Source organism: Nocardiopsis halotolerans DSM 44410, from assembly GCF_000341065.1.
In the GTDB taxonomy this organism is placed as follows: domain Bacteria; phylum Actinomycetota; class Actinomycetes; order Streptosporangiales; family Streptosporangiaceae; genus Nocardiopsis; species Nocardiopsis halotolerans.
In genome coordinates this window covers 14438-34665 of the sequence record NZ_ANAX01000236.1, presented here as the reverse complement: position 1 = coordinate 34665, position 20228 = coordinate 14438, and the positions used below count along the sequence as shown (strand labels likewise).

Below are 20228 nucleotides of genomic sequence, written 5' to 3'. Positions count from 1 at the left end.
ACCCACACCGGGAGCCCCGCGATGACCGCCTCCAACAACGACGCCGCCTTCCCCGTGGCCCGGCCGCGCCGCCTGCGCCGCGGACCGGCGCTGCGCCGCCTGGTCGCCGAGACCAGGGTCCGCCCGGAGGACCTCGTCCTGCCGATGTTCGTCAAGGAGGGCATCACCGAGCCGGTGGCGATCTCCTCGATGCCCGGTCAGGTGCAGCACACCCGAGACAGCCTGCGCAAGGCCGCCCACGAGGCCGCGGCCGCCGGGGTCGGCGGACTGATGCTGTTCGGGGTCCCCGAGCACAAGGACGAGCGGGGCTCGGCCGCCGACGACCCGGAGGGGATCGTCCAGGTGGCCCTGCGCGACCTGGCGGCCGAGGTCGGCGACGACATCGTGGTCATGGCGGACCTGTGCCTGTGCGAGTACACCGACCACGGCCACTGCGGTCCCCTGGAGACCGACGGGCACGTCGACAACGACCTCACCCTGGAGCGGTACGCGTCCGTCGCCGCCGCGCAGGCCGAGGCGGGGGCCGCGGTGGTGGCGCCCAGCGGCATGATGGACGGGCAGGTCGCGGCGATCCGCGCCGGGCTGGACCGCGCCGGACACGGGCGGGTGCCGATCCTGGCCTACGCCGCCAAGTACGCGTCGGCGTTCTACGGCCCCTTCCGCGAGGCCGCCGAGGGAGCTCCCCGGTTCGGTGACCGCTCCGGGTACCAGCAGGACCCCGCCAACGCGCGCGAGGCGCTGCGCGAGGTCGCCCTGGACGTCGCCGAGGGCGCCGACATGGTGATGGTCAAACCCGGACTGGCCTACCTCGACATCGTGGCGAAGGTGGCGGAGGCCTCCCCGGTACCCGTGTCGGCCTACCAGGTCAGCGGCGAGTACGCGATGATCGAGGCGGCGGCGGAACGCGGCTGGCTGGACCGCGAGCGGGCCATCATGGAGACCCTGACCTCCTACCGGCGGGCGGGGGCCGAGCAGATCCTCACCTACTGGGCGACCGAGGCCGCCCGCCTGCTGCGGTAGCGCGACCAGGCCTCGCCCCGGTCGCGGTCGCCGGGCGTCGGGCCTCCCAGGACGACGAGGCCGCGCCTGGACCACGAGGAACACCGGGGAGGCACCATGGCCGAGGTTCTGTACCGACGTAAACGGCGCCATGCGGCGGACAGCATGCTCGACGCCGCTCTGGGCTACGCCGCCCTGGGCTGGCCGGTGGCGCGCGGCACCTCGCCGGGCCTGGACCGCGCGTGCAGCTGCGACCGGATGGGGTGTCCCGACCCCGCGGCGCACCCGGTGACGATGGCCTGGGGAGTGGAGGCCAGCACCGACACCGACACCATCCGGCGCTGGTGGGCTGCCACCCCCGACGCGAACATCATCCTGCCGACCGGACGGGTCTTCGACGTGTTCGACGTGCCCCGCGAGGCGGGTGTGATGGCGCTGGCGCGGATGGGCCGCTCCGGCGCCCCCGCGGGCCCGGTCGCGGCGGTGGAGTCCTCCCGCTACCTGTTCTTCGTGGCCACCCGCTCGCCGGTGGACGAGGACGAGTGGTGGTCCTGCCACCTGGACTGCGTACCCGAGGGCGTGGAGGAGATGCCGGGCCTGCGCTGGCACTGCCGGGACAGCTTCGTTCTCGGTCCCCCCTCGCTGCTCCCCTCCGGCGGCCGGGTCACCTGGATCCGTACGCCGCGCGCCGAGGGCGCCTCGGTGGTGCTGCCCGACCCGATCACGGTGCTCGACATCCTCGCCGACGCGAGCGAGGAGTTCTCCACCCGGGCCTGAGGGCGTGCGTCTCAGACTCCGCCACCGCGTTCCCGCACCCACAGGGCGAGCCGGGTGCGGTCGCGCAGGCCGAGCTTGCGCAGAATGCTCGTCACGTGGTTCTTCGCGGTGCCCTCGGTGATGAACAGGGCCCGCGCGATCTCCCGGTTGGTGGCGCCCGTGCCCACCAGGTCGGCCACCTCCTCCTCCCGTTCGGACAGCGGCGTGGGGCCCGCGGTGTCCCGGACGGCCTCCGGAGCTCCGGCGGGTTCGGTGCTGAGCGCGGCGACCAGGCGTTCGGCGGCGGGGCCGCCGAGGACGGTCTCCCCCCGGGCGGCGCGTCGGATCGCCGACACCAGTTCGTCCGGCGGCACGTCCTTGAGCAGGTAGCCGCGCGCCCCGGCCCGCAACCCGCCGAAGACCAGATCGTCGTCGTCGAACGTGGTCAGCACGACGGCGGACACACAGGGGTACTCCTCGCGCATCCTGCCGATGAGGGTGATCCCGTCCATGCGCGGCATACGGGCGTCCACCAGGGCCACGTCCGGCAGCGGGTCGGCGGCCGACAGGAATTCCAGGGCCCCGATCCCGTCCGCGGCGTCGCCGACGACGTCGACGCCCTCCTCGATCTCCAGCAGCTTGCGCAGGCCCTGCCGCAGCAGGACCTGGTCGTCGACGATCAGAACCGATACGGGGGTCACGCGGTACCTCCGGCCGTACTGGGGGCGGTCTCCCGTGGACGATCGTTCGCGGGAACCTCCGCGCGGAGGCGGAAACCGCGGAAGCCCTCAGCGGGGCCCTCCTCCCCGGCCCCCGCGGGCACGTTGCCGCTGGCCACCGTTCCGCCGACGGCCGTGACCCGCTCGGCCAGGCCGCGCAGCCCGAACCCGGAGCGCACGGCCTCCTCCGGGGCGCCGCCGCCGTTGTCGGTCACCGCGACCGCGACCCCGTCGGCACGAGCGGACACCTCCACCTCGATCCGGTCGGCGCCCGAGTGGCGCATCGCGTTGGTCAGGCCCTCCTGGAGCGCCCGGTAACAGACCAGCTCGGCCTCCTCCGACAGGTCGGGCCAGGCGTCGGCACCGGTCGCGGTGAACCCGATCCGGATGCCCCCGCCGTCGAAGGAGGCCGCCATCGCCCGCATCGCGGCCACCCCGGCGCGTCCCTCCAGTCTCAGGGGGCGCAGCGCGCGCACCCAGCGCCGGGTGTCGGTGAGGGCCTCCCGGGCGAGCTCCCGGGCCTGCTCCACCTCCTCCCACGCGGCCTCGGGACGGGCGGTGCGAAAGCGCAGCGCGTTCGACAGCGCCATGGTGAGCGCGGTCAGGTAGTGGCCGGTGCTGTCGTGCATCTCCCGGGACATGCGGGCGCGTTCCTCGGCCACGGCCAGCTCGCGCATGCGTTCGGAACGGCGGCGCAGCTCCTCGTGGGCCTCCTCCAGTTCGGTCAGGAGTCGCCTCGTCCGCTCGGCTCTGCTCGCGGCCACGGTCAGGCCGGCGAACACCAGTCCCGAGGCCACGATGATGAAGACCAGCATCATCCCGGCGATCAGTCCCAGCGCGAACGGTGTGCCGGGGAGCAGCAGGGACAGGCNCGGCGCCGTAGCCGATCCCGCCCGGCAGGCCGAACACGGCCACCGCGTTCATCGTCCCCAAGCACAGCAGCAGAAGCGTCGTGTGGTTGCTGCTGAGCATGCAGAACACGGTGAGCAGGACGAAGGTGGCGCTGGCGGCCCTGCGCGGCCACGGCGACGTCGGGGACCAGGCCAGGAACGGCCACAGCACACAGCACAGCAGGAGCATGCCGACGCTGACGACCAACGCCGTGTCGACGATCGGTTCACCGCTGGGAAAGGTCACCAGACCGTTGAGGAGCATCAGTGAGTAGAGGACCAGGGTGAGTGCCACCGCGCCCCAGAACAGCAGGTTCAGCACACGGGGCGGGTGGTTCTCGTGCAGCGTGACCCAGGAGGACAGGTCGGGCAGGGAGCCGGGGGCGCGCATCCTTCGAGCGTAGCCGGGAGAACGTCGCGAAAACCGGTGCAGGAGGTCATACGTGGGGCACGCCGCCGCCATGACCTCCGGCATGCGTACGGCCCCGGAAGGAGCATGACCGCACCGTGCCACGCGGTCGATGCGGTGCCGGGGCGGCCCTTCCTAGCGTTTCCCCCAGCGAACGACGAGGGAGAGGAAGGAACGGCGTGAACGGTACGGAAAGAACGAGGCGGGGGGAATCGGGAAGGTCGCGACTTCCCCTTCCGGGCGTTCTCGTCACGGTGGTCGCGGTCGGCCTCATGGCGCTCGTCTCCTGGACGGCCTGGCCCGACCTGCCCGAGACGGTGCACGGCGGCAGGACGAACCTGGACGGCACCCCCAACATGGTCCCCCGCATGGTGCTCGTCCTGGCCCTGCCCCTGACCACGGGGTTCCTGGCGGTCGCGCTGTCGGTCTCCGCGGTCGTCGGTCCCCGCTTCCAGGGGGCGCTCCATGAGGCGCTGAGCCTGCCTGGGGCGCCGACGGCGCGGAGCGTGACCCGGGGCATGAACGCGGTCCTGTGTCTGCTGTCCCTGTTCCTGCTGGTGACGCATGGCGTCCTCGTTCTCGGCCAGGCCGGGTGGGACGTCCCCGTCGCCCGGGTGACGGGTGTGGTGGTCGGTCTGTTCCTGGTCGGCCTCGGCCTCGCCCTGCCGCGACCCGAGCCGCGGGACGGCCATGACACGCCCCTCGTCCGCTGGTGGGTGGCCGCGCACCGTCCCATGAGGATCGCGATCGCGCTGGTCGGCCTGGTGCAGGCGGCGGTGGTCCTGCTCGTCGACCACGCACTGGTGTGGATCCTCGCGCCGCTGCTCCTGCTCCCCGCGATGTGCGCGGCCATGGTCCACCCCGTCCTGCGCGGGCGGGTCTGAGGGGGCGTTCGGACGAGCGTGCCCGCCGCCGGCGGGAAGAGCGGGGGTTCCGTGGCCGCAGCGGAGAACCCGTCCCGGGGGCGGGGAGCGGTGGGAACGGCGCGGACCGCGCGGCACCTGGGGAGGGAGGGGTCACCGGCGCGACCCCTCCCGTCAACCTCCGCGTCGTCGGGTGTCAGACCCCGATCTCCTCGGCGTTCACCACGACGCCGTCCTCGTCGCTGTAGAGCCACTCACCCGGGACGAACGTGACGTCGCCGAAGGACACGGGCACGTCCAGGCGTCCGGCGCCGTCCTTGAGGGACTTGCGGGGGTTGGAGCCCAGGGCCTTCACCCCCAGGTCCAGTCCGCCCAGGGCGCGGGTGTCGCGGACCGCGCCGAGGATCACCGCGCCGGACCAGCCGTTGTCGACCGCGGCCGCGGCGATCATGTCGCCCATCAGGGCCGTACGCAGCGAGCCGCCGCCGTCCACCACCAGGACCGCGCCGTCGCCGGGGGTGTTGAGGACCTCCTTGACCAGGCCGTTGTCCTCGTGGCACCGGATCGTGCGGATCCGTCCGGAGAAGACGGCGCGCCCGCCGAACTGGCGGAACTGCGTGGTGCAGCTGCGCAGGGTGTCGCCGTGGTCGTCGATGAGGTCCGCGGTGGAGAAGTTCGGGGTCATGTGGGCTCCGGTCTCGGTGGGGCGGACGGATGCCGCCGGAAGGTGGACACCCCCAAGTTACTTACCGGTACATCCGGCGTTCCGGCCGGCACGGCCGATGCTTTGGTCGGTGCCGCACGTCTCTTTCGTCGATGCGGCCTCTCTCTGGGTCCGAATGGTCGCGGTTGATGACAGTATGAAGGCCTTTACGTCATCAGCACGTGGGAATCCCGTCATCTCGCGGCGGGACGTCGCCCGTTCCTTGCCCCCAAGCGCGACCCTCCCCTTACGACCCACTGGAGAGAGATGGTCTCCGAGATCTTCGCCATCAGCGCCGCCTGGTCCCGAGCCGTGATCGAGTTCACGGCGGACCTCGACCCCTGGGTGCAGAACGTCGCCTACCTGGGCACCGACCTCTTCCTCGGCGTGTTCGCGATCCTCTTCCTCGCCGCCTGGTGGCGCGCCCGGTCCGCGACCCCGCGCCTGGTCGGCCTGGCCCTGTTCGCCCCCGTGGCGACCGTCGTGGCCTACGTGGTCAGCAACACGGTGAAGACGTTCTTCGACCAGATGCGCCCCTGCCAGGCGATGACCGACCTGGCCACGATCGCCACCTGCGACCCGATGGGCGACTGGTCCTTCCCGAGCAACCACGCCACGATCGCGGGCGCCGCCGCCGCGGCGATCATCCTCGCCTGGCGCCGTGCCGCCGTCGTCGCCGTCCTGGTCGCCGTCCTGGAGGCCTTCTCCCGGGTCTTCGTCGGCGTCCACTACCCGCACGACGTGACCGTCGGCCTCCTCATCGGAGCGGTCGTCGCCGTCCTGGTCTCCCTCGCCATGGCCCGTCCGATGACCGCGCTCGTCGAGCTCCTGGCCCGGAACGACCGCCTGCGGCCCCTCGTACGCGCCCACCGGGCGGACACGGGCGGCCGTCCCGACTCCGGCACCGCATCCGACACCCCCGCACGCAACGACTACGCCGCCAGGCACTGAACCACCGGGCGTGTGGCCCCGTCCCTCCCCAGGACCGGGGCCACACGCGCCTCGCCCACCCCGCTCCGTGGCCGTCCGGCCCAGGCCGGGCCCGGGGCGGGTCCCCGCTGGTGGGCGCGGGTGGTGGCTCCGGAACGGGACACAGCTGACACACTGGTGAGGTGGGTACTCAACAGAATTCAGCAGAGCTCTTCCAGCGGGCCTCCGCCGTCGTCCCCGGCGGCGTGAACTCCCCCGTACGCGCCTTCGGAGCCGTCGGCGGCACCCCGCCCTTCTTCGTCAGGGGTGAGGGGCCCTACCTCACCGACACCGACGGCCGCGAGTACGTCGACCTCGTGTGCTCGTGGGGGCCGCTCATCCTCGGCCACGCCGCCCCCACCGTCGTGGACGCCCTCCACAGCGCGGTCGCGGCCGGGACCTCCTACGGCGCGCCGACCCCCGGAGAGGTCGAACTCGCCGAGCTGATCGTCGAGCGCGCCCCCGTCGAGAAGGTCCGCCTCGTCAACTCCGGCACCGAGGCCACCATGTCCGCGATCCGCCTCGCGCGCGGCTTCACCGGGCGCAGCAAGATCGTCAAGTTCGCGGGCAACTACCACGGCCACGTCGACGCCCTCCTGGCCGCCGCGGGGTCCGGCCTGGCCACCTTCGCCCTCCCCGACTCCCCGGGCGTGACCGGAGCCAGCGCCGCCGACACCCTCGTGCTGCCCTACAACGACGTCGAGGCCGTCGAGCGCGCCTTCGCCGAGCACGGCGACGACATCGCCTGCGTGATCGCCGAGGCCTGCCCCGCCAACATGGGCGTCGTCCCGCCCGGGGCCGGGTTCAACGCCCGCCTCAAGGAGATCGCGCACGCCAACGGCGCCCTCCTCGTCCTCGACGAGGTCCTCACCGGCTTCCGGGTCAGCGCCTCGGGCTGGTACGGCCTGGAGGGGGTCGCCCCCGACCTCATGACCTTCGGCAAGGTCATGGGCGGCGGCCTGCCCGCCGCCGCGTTCGGCGGCCGCGCCGAGATCATGGAGCGCCTCGCCCCCAACGGCCCCGTCTACCAGGCGGGCACCCTGTCCGGGAACCCCCTGGCCACCGCCGCCGGACTCGCCACCCTGCGCGGCGCCACGCCGGAGGTCTACGCCCGCATCGACGAGGTCTCCGCCCAGGTCGGGGCCGAGGTCTCCAAGGCGCTCGGTGAGGCCGGAGTCGCCCACCGAGTCCAGCGCGGCGGCAACCTCTTCACGGTCTTCTTCACCGACGGGGAGGTGACCGACTTCGACACCGCGCGCACCACGGACACCAAGGTCTTCTCCGCGTTCTTCCACGCCATGCTCGACCAGGGCGTGTACCTGCCGCCCGCCGCCTTCGAGGCGTGGTTCTTCTCCGCGGCGCACGACGACGCCGCCGTCGACCGGGTGGTCTCGGCCCTGCCCCGAGCGGCCCGTGCGGCGGCCGAGGCCCAGGGCTGACACCGGCTGAGGCCCAGGGCCGGCACGGCCCCGACGCCCACGATCCCGAAGGAAAGACACACGATGACGACGACCACCGTCGTGCACCTGCTGCGACACGGAGAGGTGTACAACCCCGGCAAGGTGCTCTACGGAAGGCTGCCCGGCTTCCACCTCAGCGACCGGGGCCAGCAGATGGCCGAGATGGCCGCGGAGTGGTTCGAGGGCCACGACATCGCGGCGCTGTTCTCCTCGCCGCTGGACCGCACACAGGAGACCGCGATCCCCCTCCAGAAGGCGACGGACCTGCCCGTCACCCTGGACGACCGGCTCATCGAGGCGGCCAACAAGTTCGAGGGCATGAGCCTGTCGAAGCGCTCGGTGCGCGATCCCCGCGTGTTCAGCCGGGTCTACAACCCGTTCCTGCCGTCCTGGGGCGAGCCCTACGCCGAGCTCGTCGCCCGCATGGTGGAGGTCGTCAAGGTCGCCCGCCGCGCCGCGTGGGGCCGTGAGGCCGTGTGCGTCAGCCACCAGCTGCCGATCTGGATGGCGCGCCGCGCCGCCGAGGGCAAGCGCCTGTGGCACCGTCCGGACCTGCGCGAGTGCAACCTGGCGAGCGTGACGTCCCTGACCTTCAGCGAACAGCGGCTGACCAGCGTCAGTTACGCCGAGCCGGCCGCCGTGCTGTACAAGGACGAGCCCTCACTTCCCGGGGCGTGACCCGGAGCGCGCACCCGTGGCGGTAAGCTGGGCCTTCGGGTGCGGTGGGTGTGCGCTGTCCAGCGCCGGGCCCGGGGGACACGCCCCGGTCGCACCGGCCGTCTCGTGCTCCGACCGCGCCGGTGCTCCACGGCTCCGGCGACCGCATCCGAGCCCCTTGCCGGTTTCCACCGCCCAGCGGTTCGGCATGTCCGTAACTCTCGTCAGCGAGAAGGTGATCCCATGGGTTCCGTCATCAAGAAGCGCCGCAAGCGCATGGCGAAGAAGAAGCACCGCAAGCTGCTCAAGCGCACGCGTGTCGCGCGTCGCAACAAGAAGTAGGGCCGGTCGCGGCGAACGTCGTCTCTCCGCGGGCGCGGGCGCGCTCCAGGCACGCCCCGGACGCGGAGACACCTTCGTCCTTGCCCGGCCTTTGCCGAAGCATGGAATTTTCTGGGTGAGTCACTGTTGTGTCTCACGGGTCGCGGTCGCCGGTTCACCCTCGGGGTGAACGGTCCGCGGGCCTGCCGGAACAGCTCCCGTCTCCTTCCAAGGAACGTGTCGCCATGGCTCGTGTCGTACTCGTCACCGGGGTTTCCGCACCCCTGGCCGCCAGGGTCGCGCAGACCCTGAGTGAGGAGCCCGGTGTCCACCGGGTGATCGGTGCCGACTCCTCGCCGCCGCCCCCGGACGCACCGGGGGTCGAGTACGCCCACGTCGACCTGCACGACGGAAGCCTGGACGGGATCGTCGCCGACTCCGGCGCCGAGCTCGTCCTCCACCTGGGTCTGGACACCGTGGGCGGTCCCAACCGGGAGGACAACGTCCTCGGCACCATGCGTGTGCTCGGCGCGGCCCAGCGCTCCGACACCGTCCGGCGGCTGGTGGTGCGTTCCAGCGCCACCCTGGACGCCGACGACGCGGCGGAGGTCGAGCGGCACACCCGCGGCCTCCAGCGCCGCCGCCCCGACCTGTCGGTGGCGGTCCTGAGGTTCGCCAACCTCATCGGCCCCTCCGTGCGCACCCCCCTCACGCGCTATCTGGACTCACGCTTCGTGCCCACCGTGCTCGGCAGCGATCCCCGCGTGCAGTTCCTGCACGAGGACGACGGCGCCGAGGCGCTGGTGCGCATGGCGCTCAGCGACAGCACGGGCTTCTTCGACGTGGCGGGCGCGGACTCGGTCCCGCTCTCACACTGCCTGCGCCGCGTCGGCGGCCAGCGGCTCCCCGTTCCGGCGCGCGGTCTCCGGGTGCTGCGCGGGCTGGCCAGGCACGGCCGGATCGACTACGCGAGCTCCAGCACCTCACGCGCGGTGCGCGCGGGCCTGAACACCTCCGGCATGGACAACGACTCCCTGGAGCGGGTGCTGGACTGGTCGCCCGCCTACAGCTCGGTGGAGGCCTTCGAGGACTACGCCGGAAGCCGTCGCGGGCACTCCTCGCGCGGGGGCGGTCTGCGGCCCATCCACGTGCTCACCCTCGCCAGGGCCACGCTCGGGCGCTGAGCGCCGCGCGCCCGCACCCACCAGCGGGTCCCGCCGTGAAATGTCCGGAAAAAGCGTCTGAGGGCTTTCCGGGCGGCATGAAGTGCTCCGATCCCCCGGACCCCTCGTATCCATCGCACCACGCGCGCCTGACGGCGCCACGTCCCTCCACGGCCTGTGGGCGACGCCCGCCTCCGAACCCGCGCGCCCCGCGCTCCCGCGTCCTCACCCCGGCACCCCCACCACCGTGCGGCGGGCCGCCGGGCTCCGCGGTTCAGCCCGTTCTTCGCTGTCTGACCGCGCGCAGCGCCACGGCGCCGGCGACGGCGCCCGCCATGGCCGCGGGGACACCCACCTTCAACGCCGCCCGGTGCCGCCGGAAGTCGTGCACCGGCCACCCGTGCGTGCGTGCGTACCTGCGCAGGTCGGTGTCCGGGTTGACCGCGTGAGGCCGTCCCACCAGGGACAGCAGCGGCAGGTCGTTGGAGGAGTCGCTGTAGGCGGAGCACTCCGCCAGGTCCCACCCCTCCTTCCGCGCGAGTGAGCGCACCGCCACGGCCTTGGCCGAGCCGTGCAGCAGGTCCCCGTTCAGCCGCCCCGTGTACACCCCGTCGATGCTCTCGGCCTCGGTGCCCAGCGCACCGGTCAGTCCCAGCTTCCGCCGGATGATCTGCGCCAGCTCCACCGGCGTCGCGGTCACCAGCCACACCGGCCGTCCCGCGTCCAGGTGTCCCTGGACCAGCGCCCGGGTGCCCTCCCAGATCCGGTCGGCCATGGTGTCGTCGTAGATCTCCTCGCACAGTGCGACCAGATCGTTCACGTCGTGCCCCGCCACGAACGCCAGCGCGGCCTCACGCGCCGCGTTGATGTGCTCGGGCTGCTCGCTTCCGGTCACCCGGAACACCGTCTGCCCCCACGCGAACCGCATCAGGTCGCGGGTGGTGAACAGGTCCCGGGAGGCCAGGCCCCGGGCGAAGTGGTAGATCGACGCACCCCGCATCAGGGTGTTGTCCACGTCGAAGAAGGCGGCCCCAGGCGTGTTCGGGGGCACGGCGTCGTGTGACACGGTTCTCTCCTGGCTTGGGTGGGGGAGGCGGCCCTCCGGGCTTCGGGGCGGCGCTCCCCGCGTAGTGCGAGCCTACGACCACCCGTGGGTCGCGTGTGATCGCTGGGAAGCGACGGTAAAACGGGTGATGAAGGTCACAGTGTAAATCCCCGTTGTGGCCTCCACTCTGCGGGATCGTCACCCGGACTGGCCCCTCATACCTGCACCGAGTGCGCATCCACCCGTCAACGTGCAGCATCATTGTCGGGATGGTGACGGTAGGACTGGCATTCATGAGCGCGTTGGTGGGCTGGAGCGCCACCGCCGCGCTCGCCGCGTACGTCCAGCGCCGTCCCGGTGTGGCCGCCATCGGATGGCTCATCGCCGCGCTGGGGACGACGGTGGGGCTCAGTGCGGCCGTGATCGGGGCGATGTTCGACTTCGGCGGACTCACCTTCCGGCTGCTGCACATCGGTATCAGTCTCATAGGCCCGCTCTATCTGGCCTGGGGCGCCCTCGAGTACGGCGTGCGCTCCCCTCGGGGCCGGTTCGCCTCGCGCCTGTTCCTCAGCGCGTTCACCATCGTCCCCTTGGTGGTGTTGTCCGTCGACCGGGTGAGCACCCGCTTCGGCGCCTCCTACCCCGCCCTGGGCGACCACTACGACCTCATCCCGCGCTCGCTCGTCAACGCCGCGCAGGTCATCGTCGCCGTCTTCCTCGTCACGGCGCTCGTCGCGGTCGCCAGGCGCGCCTCCGACCACCGCGGTACCGACCTGTCGGTACTGGGGCTGGTCACCCTGGCCGCCGTGCTCTCCATCCTGGTCGGCCGCCTCGGCCTCGGCGTCGGCGGGCCGCTGCTGATGCTCGGTGCCGTCGCCGCCCTGTGGTTCGCCGCGGCCCGCGCCGCACGCCCGCGCCGCGACTCCTACGACGATGACGACTACTACGACGACTTCGACGACTACGACGAGGGCGGGGACCCCGAAGACGACCTCCTGGAGGAGGAGCCCGTGCGCCGCAAGCGTCGCCAAGCCGACCCCTACGACGACTACTACGACGGCCCGCAGGTCCGCCAGGCGCCGCCCAGCAAGCTTCGCGGCGTCATCACCATCTACACGCTCGCCGACGGTCAGGGGCCGGGCTTCGACCGCGTCGCCGACGCCCTCGTCGCGCAGGTCTCCAACGGTGAGCCCGACACCCTGCTGTTCGCCTGCCACACGGTGCCCAGCGCACCGCTCCAGCGCATCGTCTACGCGATCTACCGCGACGAGCTGGCGCAGGAGGAGCACGAGCGGNNGAGCGGCAGCCGCACGTCCTGGAGTTCTCCCGGCTCAGCCCCCAGTACGTGGTCGCCACCAACGTGATCGAGCTCTCCCTCTCGGGCGCGGCGGCCAGCGACGGCCTCGCCGCCATGCTGATGCCCCACTGAGGACGGTGCGGGAGGCACGCCGGCGGGTTCCGCGTGCCCCGCCGGGGAAATGTCTCGAACCGGTCTACTTGCCCAGGTCGAGCGAACCGTTGGACGGACCCCGGCATCCCATCCCTGGTGAAGTAACCTTCCCTACAGGTTTCCATGACCGGCGCCCGTCGGGTGCCGATGGCGTGTGACCACGACCGGCGGGACGACCCAGCCGAGAGCGCGCCGGAACGAAAGAAAGTGTGCTGGGATCTCCGATGCGTAAGTTTCTCGTCGTCCTCCTGCTCCTCCTGGTGGCCGTCGTGGTGGCGGCCGACGTCGGAGCACGCAGCTTCGCGCAGAACCTGATCGCGGGTCAGGCCGCCCAGCAGCTCCAGATGGAGCAGGAGCCCGAGGTGTCCGTCGAGGGCTGGGCCTTCCTGCCGCAGGCGATCAGCGGCACCTACTCCGAGATCGACATCTCCGCGCCCGCGGCCACCGTCGGCGACGTCCACCTGGAGCAGATCGACGCCACCGCCACCGACGTCGAGGCGCCCCTCGCCGAGCTGATCGACCAGCCCCGGGTGGTGGCCGGTCAGCTGGAGGGCTCGGCCGTGCTCCCCTACTCCTTCTTCAACCCGCACCTGCCCGAGGGCGTCACGATCATCACCGAGGGCGGCGAGCCCCGCATCACCGGTGAGCTGGCCCTGAGCCAGTTCGGTGTCAGCACCTCCGTCAGCGCGGGCGGGGAGTTCACCGTGGACGGCGACACCGTGACGGTCACCCCCACCGACATCCAGCTCGACGACGCGCCCCCCGGCGTCGACGACATGGTCGCGAACACGCTCTCCTTCAGTTTCCAGGTCCCCCAGCTGCCGTTCGGCCTGACCGTCACCGAGGTGGAGCCCGCCTCCAGCGGCGTCCGGTTCGCGGGCACCGCACAGGACGTTCCGATCATGGGCTCCGAGGCGGTCTGACGAATCCGTCCGGCGCCGCCGGACGGGCGGCGGAACCGGACGCGACACCCACGGGGAGGGAACCGACATGGCGGAACCGGGCGCGGACGCGCCGGACGACGTGCTGACGGAGGAGGACATCGGCGCCCCGCTGGGGGAGCGGGTCACGCTCGTGCAGTTCTCCACCGCCTTCTGCCAGCCCTGCCGGGCCACCCGGCGGATCCTCGACGAGGTCGCGGGGATGGTCGACGGCGTCGCCCACGTGGAGGTGGACGCCGAGTCCCGGCTCGGGCTCGTCCGCCGCCTGGGCGTCGTGAGCACCCCGACCGTCCTGGTCCTGGACGCCTCGGGTCGTGTGGTGAGACGGGCCGGCGGGCAGCCCCGCAAACCGGACGTGATCGCCGCGATCGGCGCCGCCGTCCACTGAGTCTCCCCGCGGACGCCCCACCGGGACGGACACCCGTTCTGTGATCCACCCCACCCGTGACAAACACGTAACGCGGCCTGTAGCGTCTTGTGTGTGACTTCCTTGACGAGCGCGTATCTGACGAAGCGACGGGCGGTGGACTTCTGCCGCGTCGCCGCCGCGCTCTGTCCGTGTTCCTAGGGCGAACGGGCCCGTGAGCCCACGCCCCTCCGTGCGACTGGTCCTTGTACGCAGCTGGGGACACACACCACGAGGGTCGACCGGACGCCACCCCGCGTCCGCCGCGTCGACCCGTCGGCAACCTCCTTGTCTCCGGTCTCCGGATGCTCGGTCCCCCGCCGTACGCCTCGGCCACGGTCCTCCCGAAGGACGTCGGTCGTTCCCGGCTCGCACAGGGAGTGGGGTCGCCCCCGCGCTCTTCCGCAACCCCCGTCAACCCCGGGACGGCCAACCCCGGGAGTACCGACCAGCACACGCGACACCGCACAAGAAACACAGGAGGTTCCCCATGAGCCGCTCCGACGTCCTGGTGGACGCCGACTGGGTGGAGGCTCACCTGGACGACGACAACGTGGTCCTCGTCGAGGTCGACGAGGACACGTCCGCCTACGACAAGGGACACATCCGCGGCGCCGTCAAGATCGACTGGAAGACGGACCTCCAGGACCCGGTCCGCCGTGACTTCGTGGACCGCACCGGCTTCGAGAAGCTGCTGTCCGCCAAGGGCATCGGCAACGACGACCGGGTCATCCTGTACGGCGGCAACAACAACTGGTTCGCGGCCTACGCGTACTGGTACTTCAAGCTCTACGGCCACGACGACGTCCGCCTGCTGGACGGCGGCCGCAAGAAGTGGGAGCTCGACTCCCGCGAGCTGGTCGAGGAGGTCCCGGAGCGGGCCGCCACCCAGTACACCGCCAAGGAGCAGGACTCCTCGATCCGCGCCTTCCGCGACGAGGTCGTCCAGGCCATCGGCGCCAAGGACCTGGTGGACGTGCGCTCGCCCGACGAGTTCACCGGCAAACTGCTGGCCCCCGCGCACCTGCCGCAGGAGACCTCGCAGCGTCCGGGGCACATCCCGACCGCGCGCAACATCCCGTGGGCCAAGACGGCCAACGAGGACGGCACCTTCAAGAGCGCCGACGAGCTGCGTGAGCTCTACACCGAGGCCGGTGTGGACCTGGACAAGGACATCATCGCCTACTGCCGGATCGGCGAGCGCTCCTCGCACACCTGGTTCGCCCTGCACGAGATCCTGGGCCTGGAGAACGTCAAGAACTACGACGGCTCGTGGACCGAGTACGGCTCCCTCGTGGGCGTCCCGGTCGAGCTGGGGGAGGCTGAGGCCAAGTGAGCGACAGCTGCGGAGCTCCGGTCGGCGGGGTCGCCCTCGCCGACGCCGACGCGGGCAACCAGGCGGTCATCCAGGGCACGGTCACCCGTGACGGCAAGCCGCTGAGCGGGGCCTACGCCCGTCTGCTGAACTCCTCCGACGACTTCGTCGGCGAGGTGGCCACCGGCGAGGAGGGCACGTTCCGCTTCTTCGCCGCCGACGGCTCCTGGAAGGTGCGCGTGCTGGCCTCCAAGGGCTTCACCGGCGAGTACGCGGTGCAGGCCGAGGTGGGCAGGGTCATCGACCTCCAGGTCCAGGCCTAGACGGCCGGGCGACCGAAGGCGTGTGGGGCGCCGGTGGTGACGGGAGACCGTCGGCACCGGCGCCCCTGTCGTCGGCTCCCGGACCACGCCCCTCCGGCCCGTCCCCCGCGCGGGGAGGGACGGCCACAGCCGCGGACACGGGGTCACGGACGCGCGGCGGGTCCGCGCCGCGGACGACGCCGGTCGGGCCCGGTGCGACACCGATCCCTCCGGGGCTTTTGCCGTGCCTGCCGCCGAAGCCGCGCTCCGGGGAGGACGGCCACGCCAGCACGGTTCCCGTCGGGTTCTCCACAGGTTCGTGGCGGGGCTGGAAAGCGGTGCGCGCCGCTGCTTCACTGGTTCCGGCGGCCAATCCGCCCGAGCCCGCGTACACGCCGTGGCCGGTTCCGGTGGGGCCGTGACAAGCACGTCGGGCGGGTGGCAGCATGCTCCCCACGCTCCGGCCCCGGCCGGAGTCCGCGTGGACGAGTCCCCGGCCGCCCCCACGACGGCCGGTCAGGAGGTGTTCGGACGGTGCCCAACCCCCGATCAGGTGGCGCAGCCCGAGGCGAGGCCGGACGTACCTACGTCGGTTGGCGGCACGCCGTGCTCCTTCCGCCCCCGGGCCCGGCCCCGCGCCGGCCGGCGCCCGCCGACGCCGAGGCCGTCAGCGAGGAGTGGATCGCCGCCCAGCGCGCAAGCGAGGCCCGGACCAACCGGCCGCTCCACGCCGCCCTGGCGGGACTCGCCCTGTTCGCCCTGCTGTTCCCGCTGTCATGGATCCTGCGCGTCCTCCCCGGCAGCTTCGCCCTCGGAGGGGTGTTCGCCTGCGTCGCCATCGCCGCGCCCATCGCCTTCGCCCTGGTCCAGAGCCGCCAGGTCGTCGCCGACCGTCTGGAGAGGGCCAGGGAGCGCCTGGCAGCCGAGCGCGAGGAGCGCGACCGGGCCCTGCACGAGCGGCAGCGCGAACACGCCCGCAGGTACACCGAGTGGCGGGCCGCCTCCCGGGCCTACGAGGCGCAGCCGTTCTGGTACGGGGTCACCGTTCCCGCCGGTGTGGGCTCCGTCGTCGTGGTGGGCGGGGACGAGACCGGATGGTCGGCGCTGCTGGCCACCGTCGGCCTCTCCCGGCTGCGCGGAGGCGGCGACCTCACCGTGGTCGACCTCACCGGCCGCTCCGTGACACGCGAACTCGTCCGGCTGTCCCGCCGGTGCGCCGTGAACCCCCGCCGCTGGGTGCTCCCCGCCGACCTGCCCCGGATGACCCTGGGCACCAACCTGGACGCGGGACAGCGCGCCCGCGTCCTCTCCGCGGTCGCGGCGGCCTCGGGCGGCACGGAGGACGCCGACGCCGACGAGACCCTCCTGCTGCGTCTGCTGGAGGTGTTGGGTCCGCACGTCGGGATCGCCGAACTCATCGGCGGCCTGCGCGCCCTCCTCACCCCCGAGGACGACGCCGCCGAGGACGATCCCGCGCTCGCCCTGCTCACCCCGGAGCAGCGCGCCCGGGTGCGGGAGCGCTGCTCCGACGGGCCCGGTATCGGCGAACGCGCCTGGGAACTCGAACGCCGCCTCAGCCCCTTCGAGGCGGTCGGCACCCGTGCGGACGACAACGAGTACGCACAGGTCAAGATCATCTCCACCGACCGGGCCTCCGGGGAGTCCGCGGCCCGCGTCTACGGCACCTACGCCGTGTCCGCGCTCAGCGAGCTGCTGGAGGCGCCCGAGGCGCCGCGGGCCCCGGACGGACGTCCCCGTGCGCGTCCGGACCGCATCCGCACGGTCGTGGTCTGCGGTGCCGAGTCCCTCCCCTCCGGGGAGGTCAACCAGGTCCTCGCCGCCGCGGCCGGCGGCGGTGTGGAAGTGGTCCTGATGTTCCGCACGGCCGTTCCCGCCGCCCTCGACCGGTTCGCCGACCCCGCCTGTCTGCCCGTGGTGATGCGTCAGGGAGCCGACGCGGCGGGGGCCGTCGGGCGCGCCGTGGCCTCGGCGCCCGGCGTCGCCGGGCACGACCCCGACGGGCTGCGGCTGCACCGCCTCACCGAGGAGGTCGGCGAGGCCGTGGAGGGCGGGGCCACCGGGGAGGCGGAGGACCCCGACGCCGAGGTGGAGGCCGACGACCGGTTCTTCCCCTCGCCGCACACCGAGTCCGGCGCGGTGATCCGCAACGCCGCGGCCGCGATCGCGCCCCTCGACCTCGTCCGGCATGTGAGATCCGCCACCGTGTGGGGGAGGGCCACCGCCCGGGCGGCGGGCACCGAAACGGCCGTCGCCACGGGCGACGACGGCGCGGCGCACGTCCGTGCCTGCGGTCTCGACGCCGGGTCGCTCCGCGGACTCCCCCCGACGGCGGCCCTGGTGCTGACCACCGACGGCCCTGTCCTGGCCGACACCAACCCGGGTATCCTCACCCTGTCCACAGCCACACTCGCCACGGTGGACGACTCCCGGAACACCGGTACCGGATCGGACGTTGGCGACGGTGACGCGGTGACGGGGCGCGGCCCCGGAGGAGGGCGGCGCGCCGGGGACGGCCGTCCCCACCTCGTGGCCCCCGAACCCGCCGTCTCCCCCGACGCGTCCGACGGCGCCGCCTCCGACGCGTCTCCCGCGCCGGTGGGTGCCGCCGACGGAGAGGTGTCGCCCAACCTGGGGCCGCCACCCGACCGGTTGGACTGGCGGGTCTGACCCGGGGTGGACACTAGGCTTGGCCCGACACATCGCCCGCCGTATCCCAGGAGCGAACGCCCGGGTGAACCAGCAGATCGTGGAGATGAGATGAGCGAGCTTCCGCTGCGTGCCCAACTGGCATCGGTTCTGGGAAGGAGCGCGGCCGGCCTGTCCCGTGCCACGGGTCGGGGAGACGGCTCCGTGATCGGCGGCAGGGTGGCGCTCAAGGTCGAGCCCGACCTGCTCGCCAAGCTCGCCCGGGGCCGACGGCTCGCCCTGATCAGCGCCACCAACGGCAAGACCACCACCACCAGGCTCATCGCGCAGGCCCTGCGCGAGTTCGGTGAGGTGGCCACCAACGAGCACGGCGCGAACATGCCCACCGGGCACATCACCGCGCTGTCGAACAACCCGTCCGCCGTCAACGGCGTTCTGGAGGTGGACGAGAAGTACCTCCCGCAGGTGCTGCTCGCCACCCAGCCCGCGTTCGTGGTCCTGATGAACCTCAGCCGCGACCAGATGGACCGTGCCTCCGAGATCAACCTGCTCGCCAAGAAGTGGCGCACGGCCCTGGGTAAGAGCAGCGCCCACGTCATCGCCAACGCGGACGACCCGCTCGTGGCCTGGGCGGGCCTGGGCGCGCCCAACGCCACCTGGGTCTCCGCGGGTCAGCGCTGGAAGGAGGACTCCTGGTGCTGCCCCGAGTGCGGCGGCCACCTCAAGCGCGACGTCGACCCGCACTGGGAGTGCCCCGAGTGCGGCCTGACCCGCCCCCAGACCACCTGGTCGGTGGACAACGACTCCGACACCCTGGTCGCTCCGGACGGCCAGCGCCTCAAGCTGCGGCTGAACCTGCCCGGCGACGCCAACCGCGCCAACGCCGCGATCGCCGCCGCGACCGCCGCCGGGTACGGCATGCACCCCGAGCGCACCGTGGAGCGGCTGCGTGAGATCACCTCCGTCGCCGGTCGCTACACCTCCGTGGTGACCATGGGCGTCGAGGTGCGGCTGCTGCTCTCCAAGAACCCCGCCGGGTGGCTGGAGTCCTTCGCGGTCCTGGACCCGCCCCACACACCGGTGATCCTGTCGGTCAACGCGCAGATCCCCGACGGCAAGGACACCTCCTGGCTGTGGGACGTGGACTACACCGTGCTGCGCGGCCGCCGCGTGTTCGTCATGGGTGAGCGCCGCACCGACCTCGCGCTGCGCCTGGAGACCGACGGCGTCCAGTTCGAGGTGGCCGACCGGGTGGACGAGGTCCTGGGCCGACTCAAGGCCGAGCGGCCCGACATCACCAAGGTCGACGTCATCGCCAACTACACCGCCTTCCAGCAGATCCGCACGGCGTACGGCCGCGTCCAGTAGGGGAGAACTCATGACGAACACCAACGCCCTGCGGATCGTGTGGATCTACCCCGATCTGCTCAGCACCTACGGCGACCAGGGCAACGTCCTGATCCTCAAACGCCGTGCCGAACTCCGCGGCATCCCCGTCGAGATCGTGCACGTCCACTCCAGCGACCCCGTGCCCGAGCAGGGCGACATCTACCTGCTCGGCGGCGGCGAGGACCGGCCGCAGATCCTGGCGGCCGAGCGCCTGCGCGCCGACGGCGGCCTGGCCCGCGCCGCCGCGCGCGGCGCCTGCGTGTTCGCGGTGTGCGCCGGGTACCAGATCATCGGCGAGTCCTACGGGGACGACGAGGCCAACCCGCTTCCGGGCGTGGGCATCCTCGACATCCGCAGCGGGCGCGGACAGACCCGCGCCGTCGGTGAGATCGTCGCGGACGTGGACCCCGCCCTGGGCGTGGGCCGGATCACCGGCTTCGAGAACCACCAGGGCCGTACGGCCATCGGCCCCTCGGCCCGTCCGCTGTCCACCACGGTGCGCGGCATCGGCAACGACGACCACACCGAGGGCGCCTACCAGGGCCAGGTGTTGGGCACCTACCTGCACGGTCCGGCCCTGCCCCGCAACCCGGAGCTGGCCGACCTGCTGCTGCGCTGGCGCGTGGGCCAGCTGCCCCCGCTCGCCCCCGCCTGGGGGGAGCGGCTGCACGAGGAGCGCCTGGCCGCCGCCCTGCGCTGACGGGCAACCGACCGCGTCCGGGGTCCGGGGGGCACGTCCCACCGGGCCCCGTGTCGTTTCCCACGACACGGGCGTGTCGTGGAATGAACCGCGCGGAGCCTCTG

General features: G+C 72.5%; 21 protein-coding genes and 1 pseudogene. 18 read left to right on the top strand and 4 right to left on the bottom strand.

Annotated features, from left to right (window positions below):
- Window positions 1-21: 21 nt before the first annotated feature.
- Together hemB and D455_RS0118325 are read left to right on the top strand one after the other, a co-directional pair.
- Entirely contained in the window at window positions 22-1020 is a 999-nt protein-coding gene (hemB, locus tag D455_RS0118330) for a porphobilinogen synthase (RefSeq protein WP_017572167.1), read from the top strand.
- Window positions 1021-1116: 96 nt separating this feature from the next.
- Window positions 1117-1776: a bifunctional DNA primase/polymerase gene (locus tag D455_RS0118325; RefSeq protein WP_040684967.1), complete on the top strand. Its 660-nt coding sequence runs from the start codon at window positions 1117-1119 to the stop codon at window positions 1774-1776.
- Between the two features lie 11 nt (window positions 1777-1787).
- Here D455_RS0118325 and D455_RS0118320 read toward each other — a convergent pair whose 3' ends face one another.
- A complete protein-coding gene (locus tag D455_RS0118320) occupies window positions 1788-2456 on the bottom strand; it encodes a response regulator (RefSeq protein WP_017572165.1) in 669 nt (222 codons plus the stop codon).
- Window positions 2453-3292: a histidine kinase gene (locus D455_RS36035; RefSeq protein WP_017572164.1), complete on the bottom strand. Its 840-nt coding sequence runs from the start codon at window positions 3290-3292 to the stop codon at window positions 2453-2455. Before D455_RS36035 ends, D455_RS0118320 begins: the two co-directional genes overlap by 4 nt.
- Window positions 3293-3432: 140 nt before the next feature.
- Between D455_RS36035 and D455_RS36030 the strand changes: the two genes are divergently transcribed.
- Complete coding sequence (locus D455_RS36030; RefSeq protein ID WP_017572163.1) at window positions 3433-3639, top strand: hypothetical protein; 207 nt, start codon at window positions 3433-3435, stop codon at window positions 3637-3639.
- A 388-nt stretch (window positions 3640-4027) separates the two neighbouring features.
- Window positions 4028-4657: a hypothetical protein gene (locus tag D455_RS0118310; protein ID WP_017572162.1), complete on the top strand. Its 630-nt coding sequence runs from the start codon at window positions 4028-4030 to the stop codon at window positions 4655-4657.
- A gap of 175 nt (window positions 4658-4832) precedes the next feature.
- Here D455_RS0118310 and rraA read toward each other — a convergent pair whose 3' ends face one another.
- A complete protein-coding gene (gene rraA, locus D455_RS0118305; protein ID WP_017572161.1) occupies window positions 4833-5321 on the bottom strand; it encodes a ribonuclease E activity regulator RraA in 489 nt (162 codons plus the stop codon).
- A gap of 285 nt (window positions 5322-5606) precedes the next feature.
- On the opposite strand from rraA, the gene D455_RS0118300 reads away from it, so the two are divergent.
- From D455_RS0118300 to D455_RS0118280, 5 genes are all read left to right on the top strand, one after another.
- Window positions 5607-6290 carry a phosphatase PAP2 family protein gene (locus D455_RS0118300; protein ID WP_017572160.1) on the top strand — a complete coding sequence of 228 codons (684 nt, stop codon included), beginning with the start codon at window positions 5607-5609 and terminating at the stop codon, window positions 6288-6290.
- A 161-nt stretch (window positions 6291-6451) separates the two neighbouring features.
- Entirely contained in the window at window positions 6452-7747 is a 1296-nt protein-coding gene (gene hemL / locus D455_RS0118295) for a glutamate-1-semialdehyde 2,1-aminomutase (protein ID WP_083922299.1), read from the top strand.
- Between the two features lie 63 nt (window positions 7748-7810).
- Window positions 7811-8446, top strand: coding sequence for a histidine phosphatase family protein (locus D455_RS0118290; protein WP_017572158.1), 636 nt, complete (start codon window positions 7811-7813; stop codon window positions 8444-8446).
- A 222-nt stretch (window positions 8447-8668) separates the two neighbouring features.
- Entirely contained in the window at window positions 8669-8767 is a 99-nt protein-coding gene (locus tag D455_RS33075) for a 30S ribosomal protein bS22 (RefSeq protein WP_013155353.1), read from the top strand.
- A gap of 224 nt (window positions 8768-8991) precedes the next feature.
- Window positions 8992-9930, top strand: coding sequence for an NAD-dependent epimerase/dehydratase family protein (locus D455_RS0118280; protein ID WP_017572157.1), 939 nt, complete (start codon window positions 8992-8994; stop codon window positions 9928-9930).
- A 253-nt stretch (window positions 9931-10183) separates the two neighbouring features.
- Here the strand turns inward: D455_RS0118280 and D455_RS0118275 are convergent, their stop codons facing one another.
- Window positions 10184-10975 carry an HAD family hydrolase gene (locus D455_RS0118275; protein ID WP_017572156.1) on the bottom strand — a complete coding sequence of 264 codons (792 nt, stop codon included), beginning with the start codon at window positions 10973-10975 and terminating at the stop codon, window positions 10184-10186.
- A gap of 248 nt (window positions 10976-11223) precedes the next feature.
- On the opposite strand from D455_RS0118275, the pseudogene D455_RS30920 reads away from it, so the two are divergent.
- The 9 genes and pseudogenes from D455_RS30920 (at window position 11224) to D455_RS0118235 (ending at window position 20124) form a co-directional block, all read left to right on the top strand.
- A pseudogene (locus tag D455_RS30920) lies at window positions 11224-12383 on the top strand (putative quinol monooxygenase).
- Window positions 12384-12628: 245 nt separating this feature from the next.
- Entirely contained in the window at window positions 12629-13327 is a 699-nt protein-coding gene (locus tag D455_RS0118265; protein ID WP_017572155.1) for an LmeA family phospholipid-binding protein, read from the top strand.
- 67 nt (window positions 13328-13394) lie between these two features.
- Window positions 13395-13733, top strand: a complete 339-nt coding sequence (locus tag D455_RS0118260; RefSeq protein ID WP_017572154.1) for a TlpA family protein disulfide reductase — start codon at window positions 13395-13397, stop codon at window positions 13731-13733.
- A 93-nt stretch (window positions 13734-13826) separates the two neighbouring features.
- The gene (locus tag D455_RS36205; protein ID WP_354896066.1) at window positions 13827-13913 is read left to right on the top strand and encodes a putative leader peptide; all 87 of its coding nucleotides are present in this window, start codon (window positions 13827-13829) and stop codon (window positions 13911-13913) included.
- 328 nt (window positions 13914-14241) lie between these two features.
- On the top strand, window positions 14242-15087 hold the full coding sequence (locus tag D455_RS0118255) for a sulfurtransferase (RefSeq protein WP_017572153.1): 846 nt from the start codon (window positions 14242-14244) through the stop codon (window positions 15085-15087).
- On the top strand, window positions 15084-15389 hold the full coding sequence (locus tag D455_RS0118250; protein WP_017572152.1) for a DUF1416 domain-containing protein: 306 nt from the start codon (window positions 15084-15086) through the stop codon (window positions 15387-15389). The genes D455_RS0118255 and D455_RS0118250 overlap by 4 nt, the downstream gene beginning before the upstream one ends.
- Window positions 15390-15902: 513 nt before the next feature.
- A complete protein-coding gene (locus D455_RS0118245) occupies window positions 15903-18056 on the top strand; it encodes a hypothetical protein (protein ID WP_152487097.1) in 2154 nt (717 codons plus the stop codon).
- 90 nt (window positions 18057-18146) lie between these two features.
- Window positions 18147-19403, top strand: a complete 1257-nt coding sequence (locus D455_RS0118240) for a Mur ligase family protein (RefSeq protein ID WP_017572150.1) — start codon at window positions 18147-18149, stop codon at window positions 19401-19403.
- 10 nt (window positions 19404-19413) lie between these two features.
- Window positions 19414-20124, top strand: coding sequence for a type 1 glutamine amidotransferase (locus D455_RS0118235; RefSeq protein ID WP_017572149.1), 711 nt, complete (start codon window positions 19414-19416; stop codon window positions 20122-20124).
- Window positions 20125-20228: the final 104 nt, after the last annotated feature.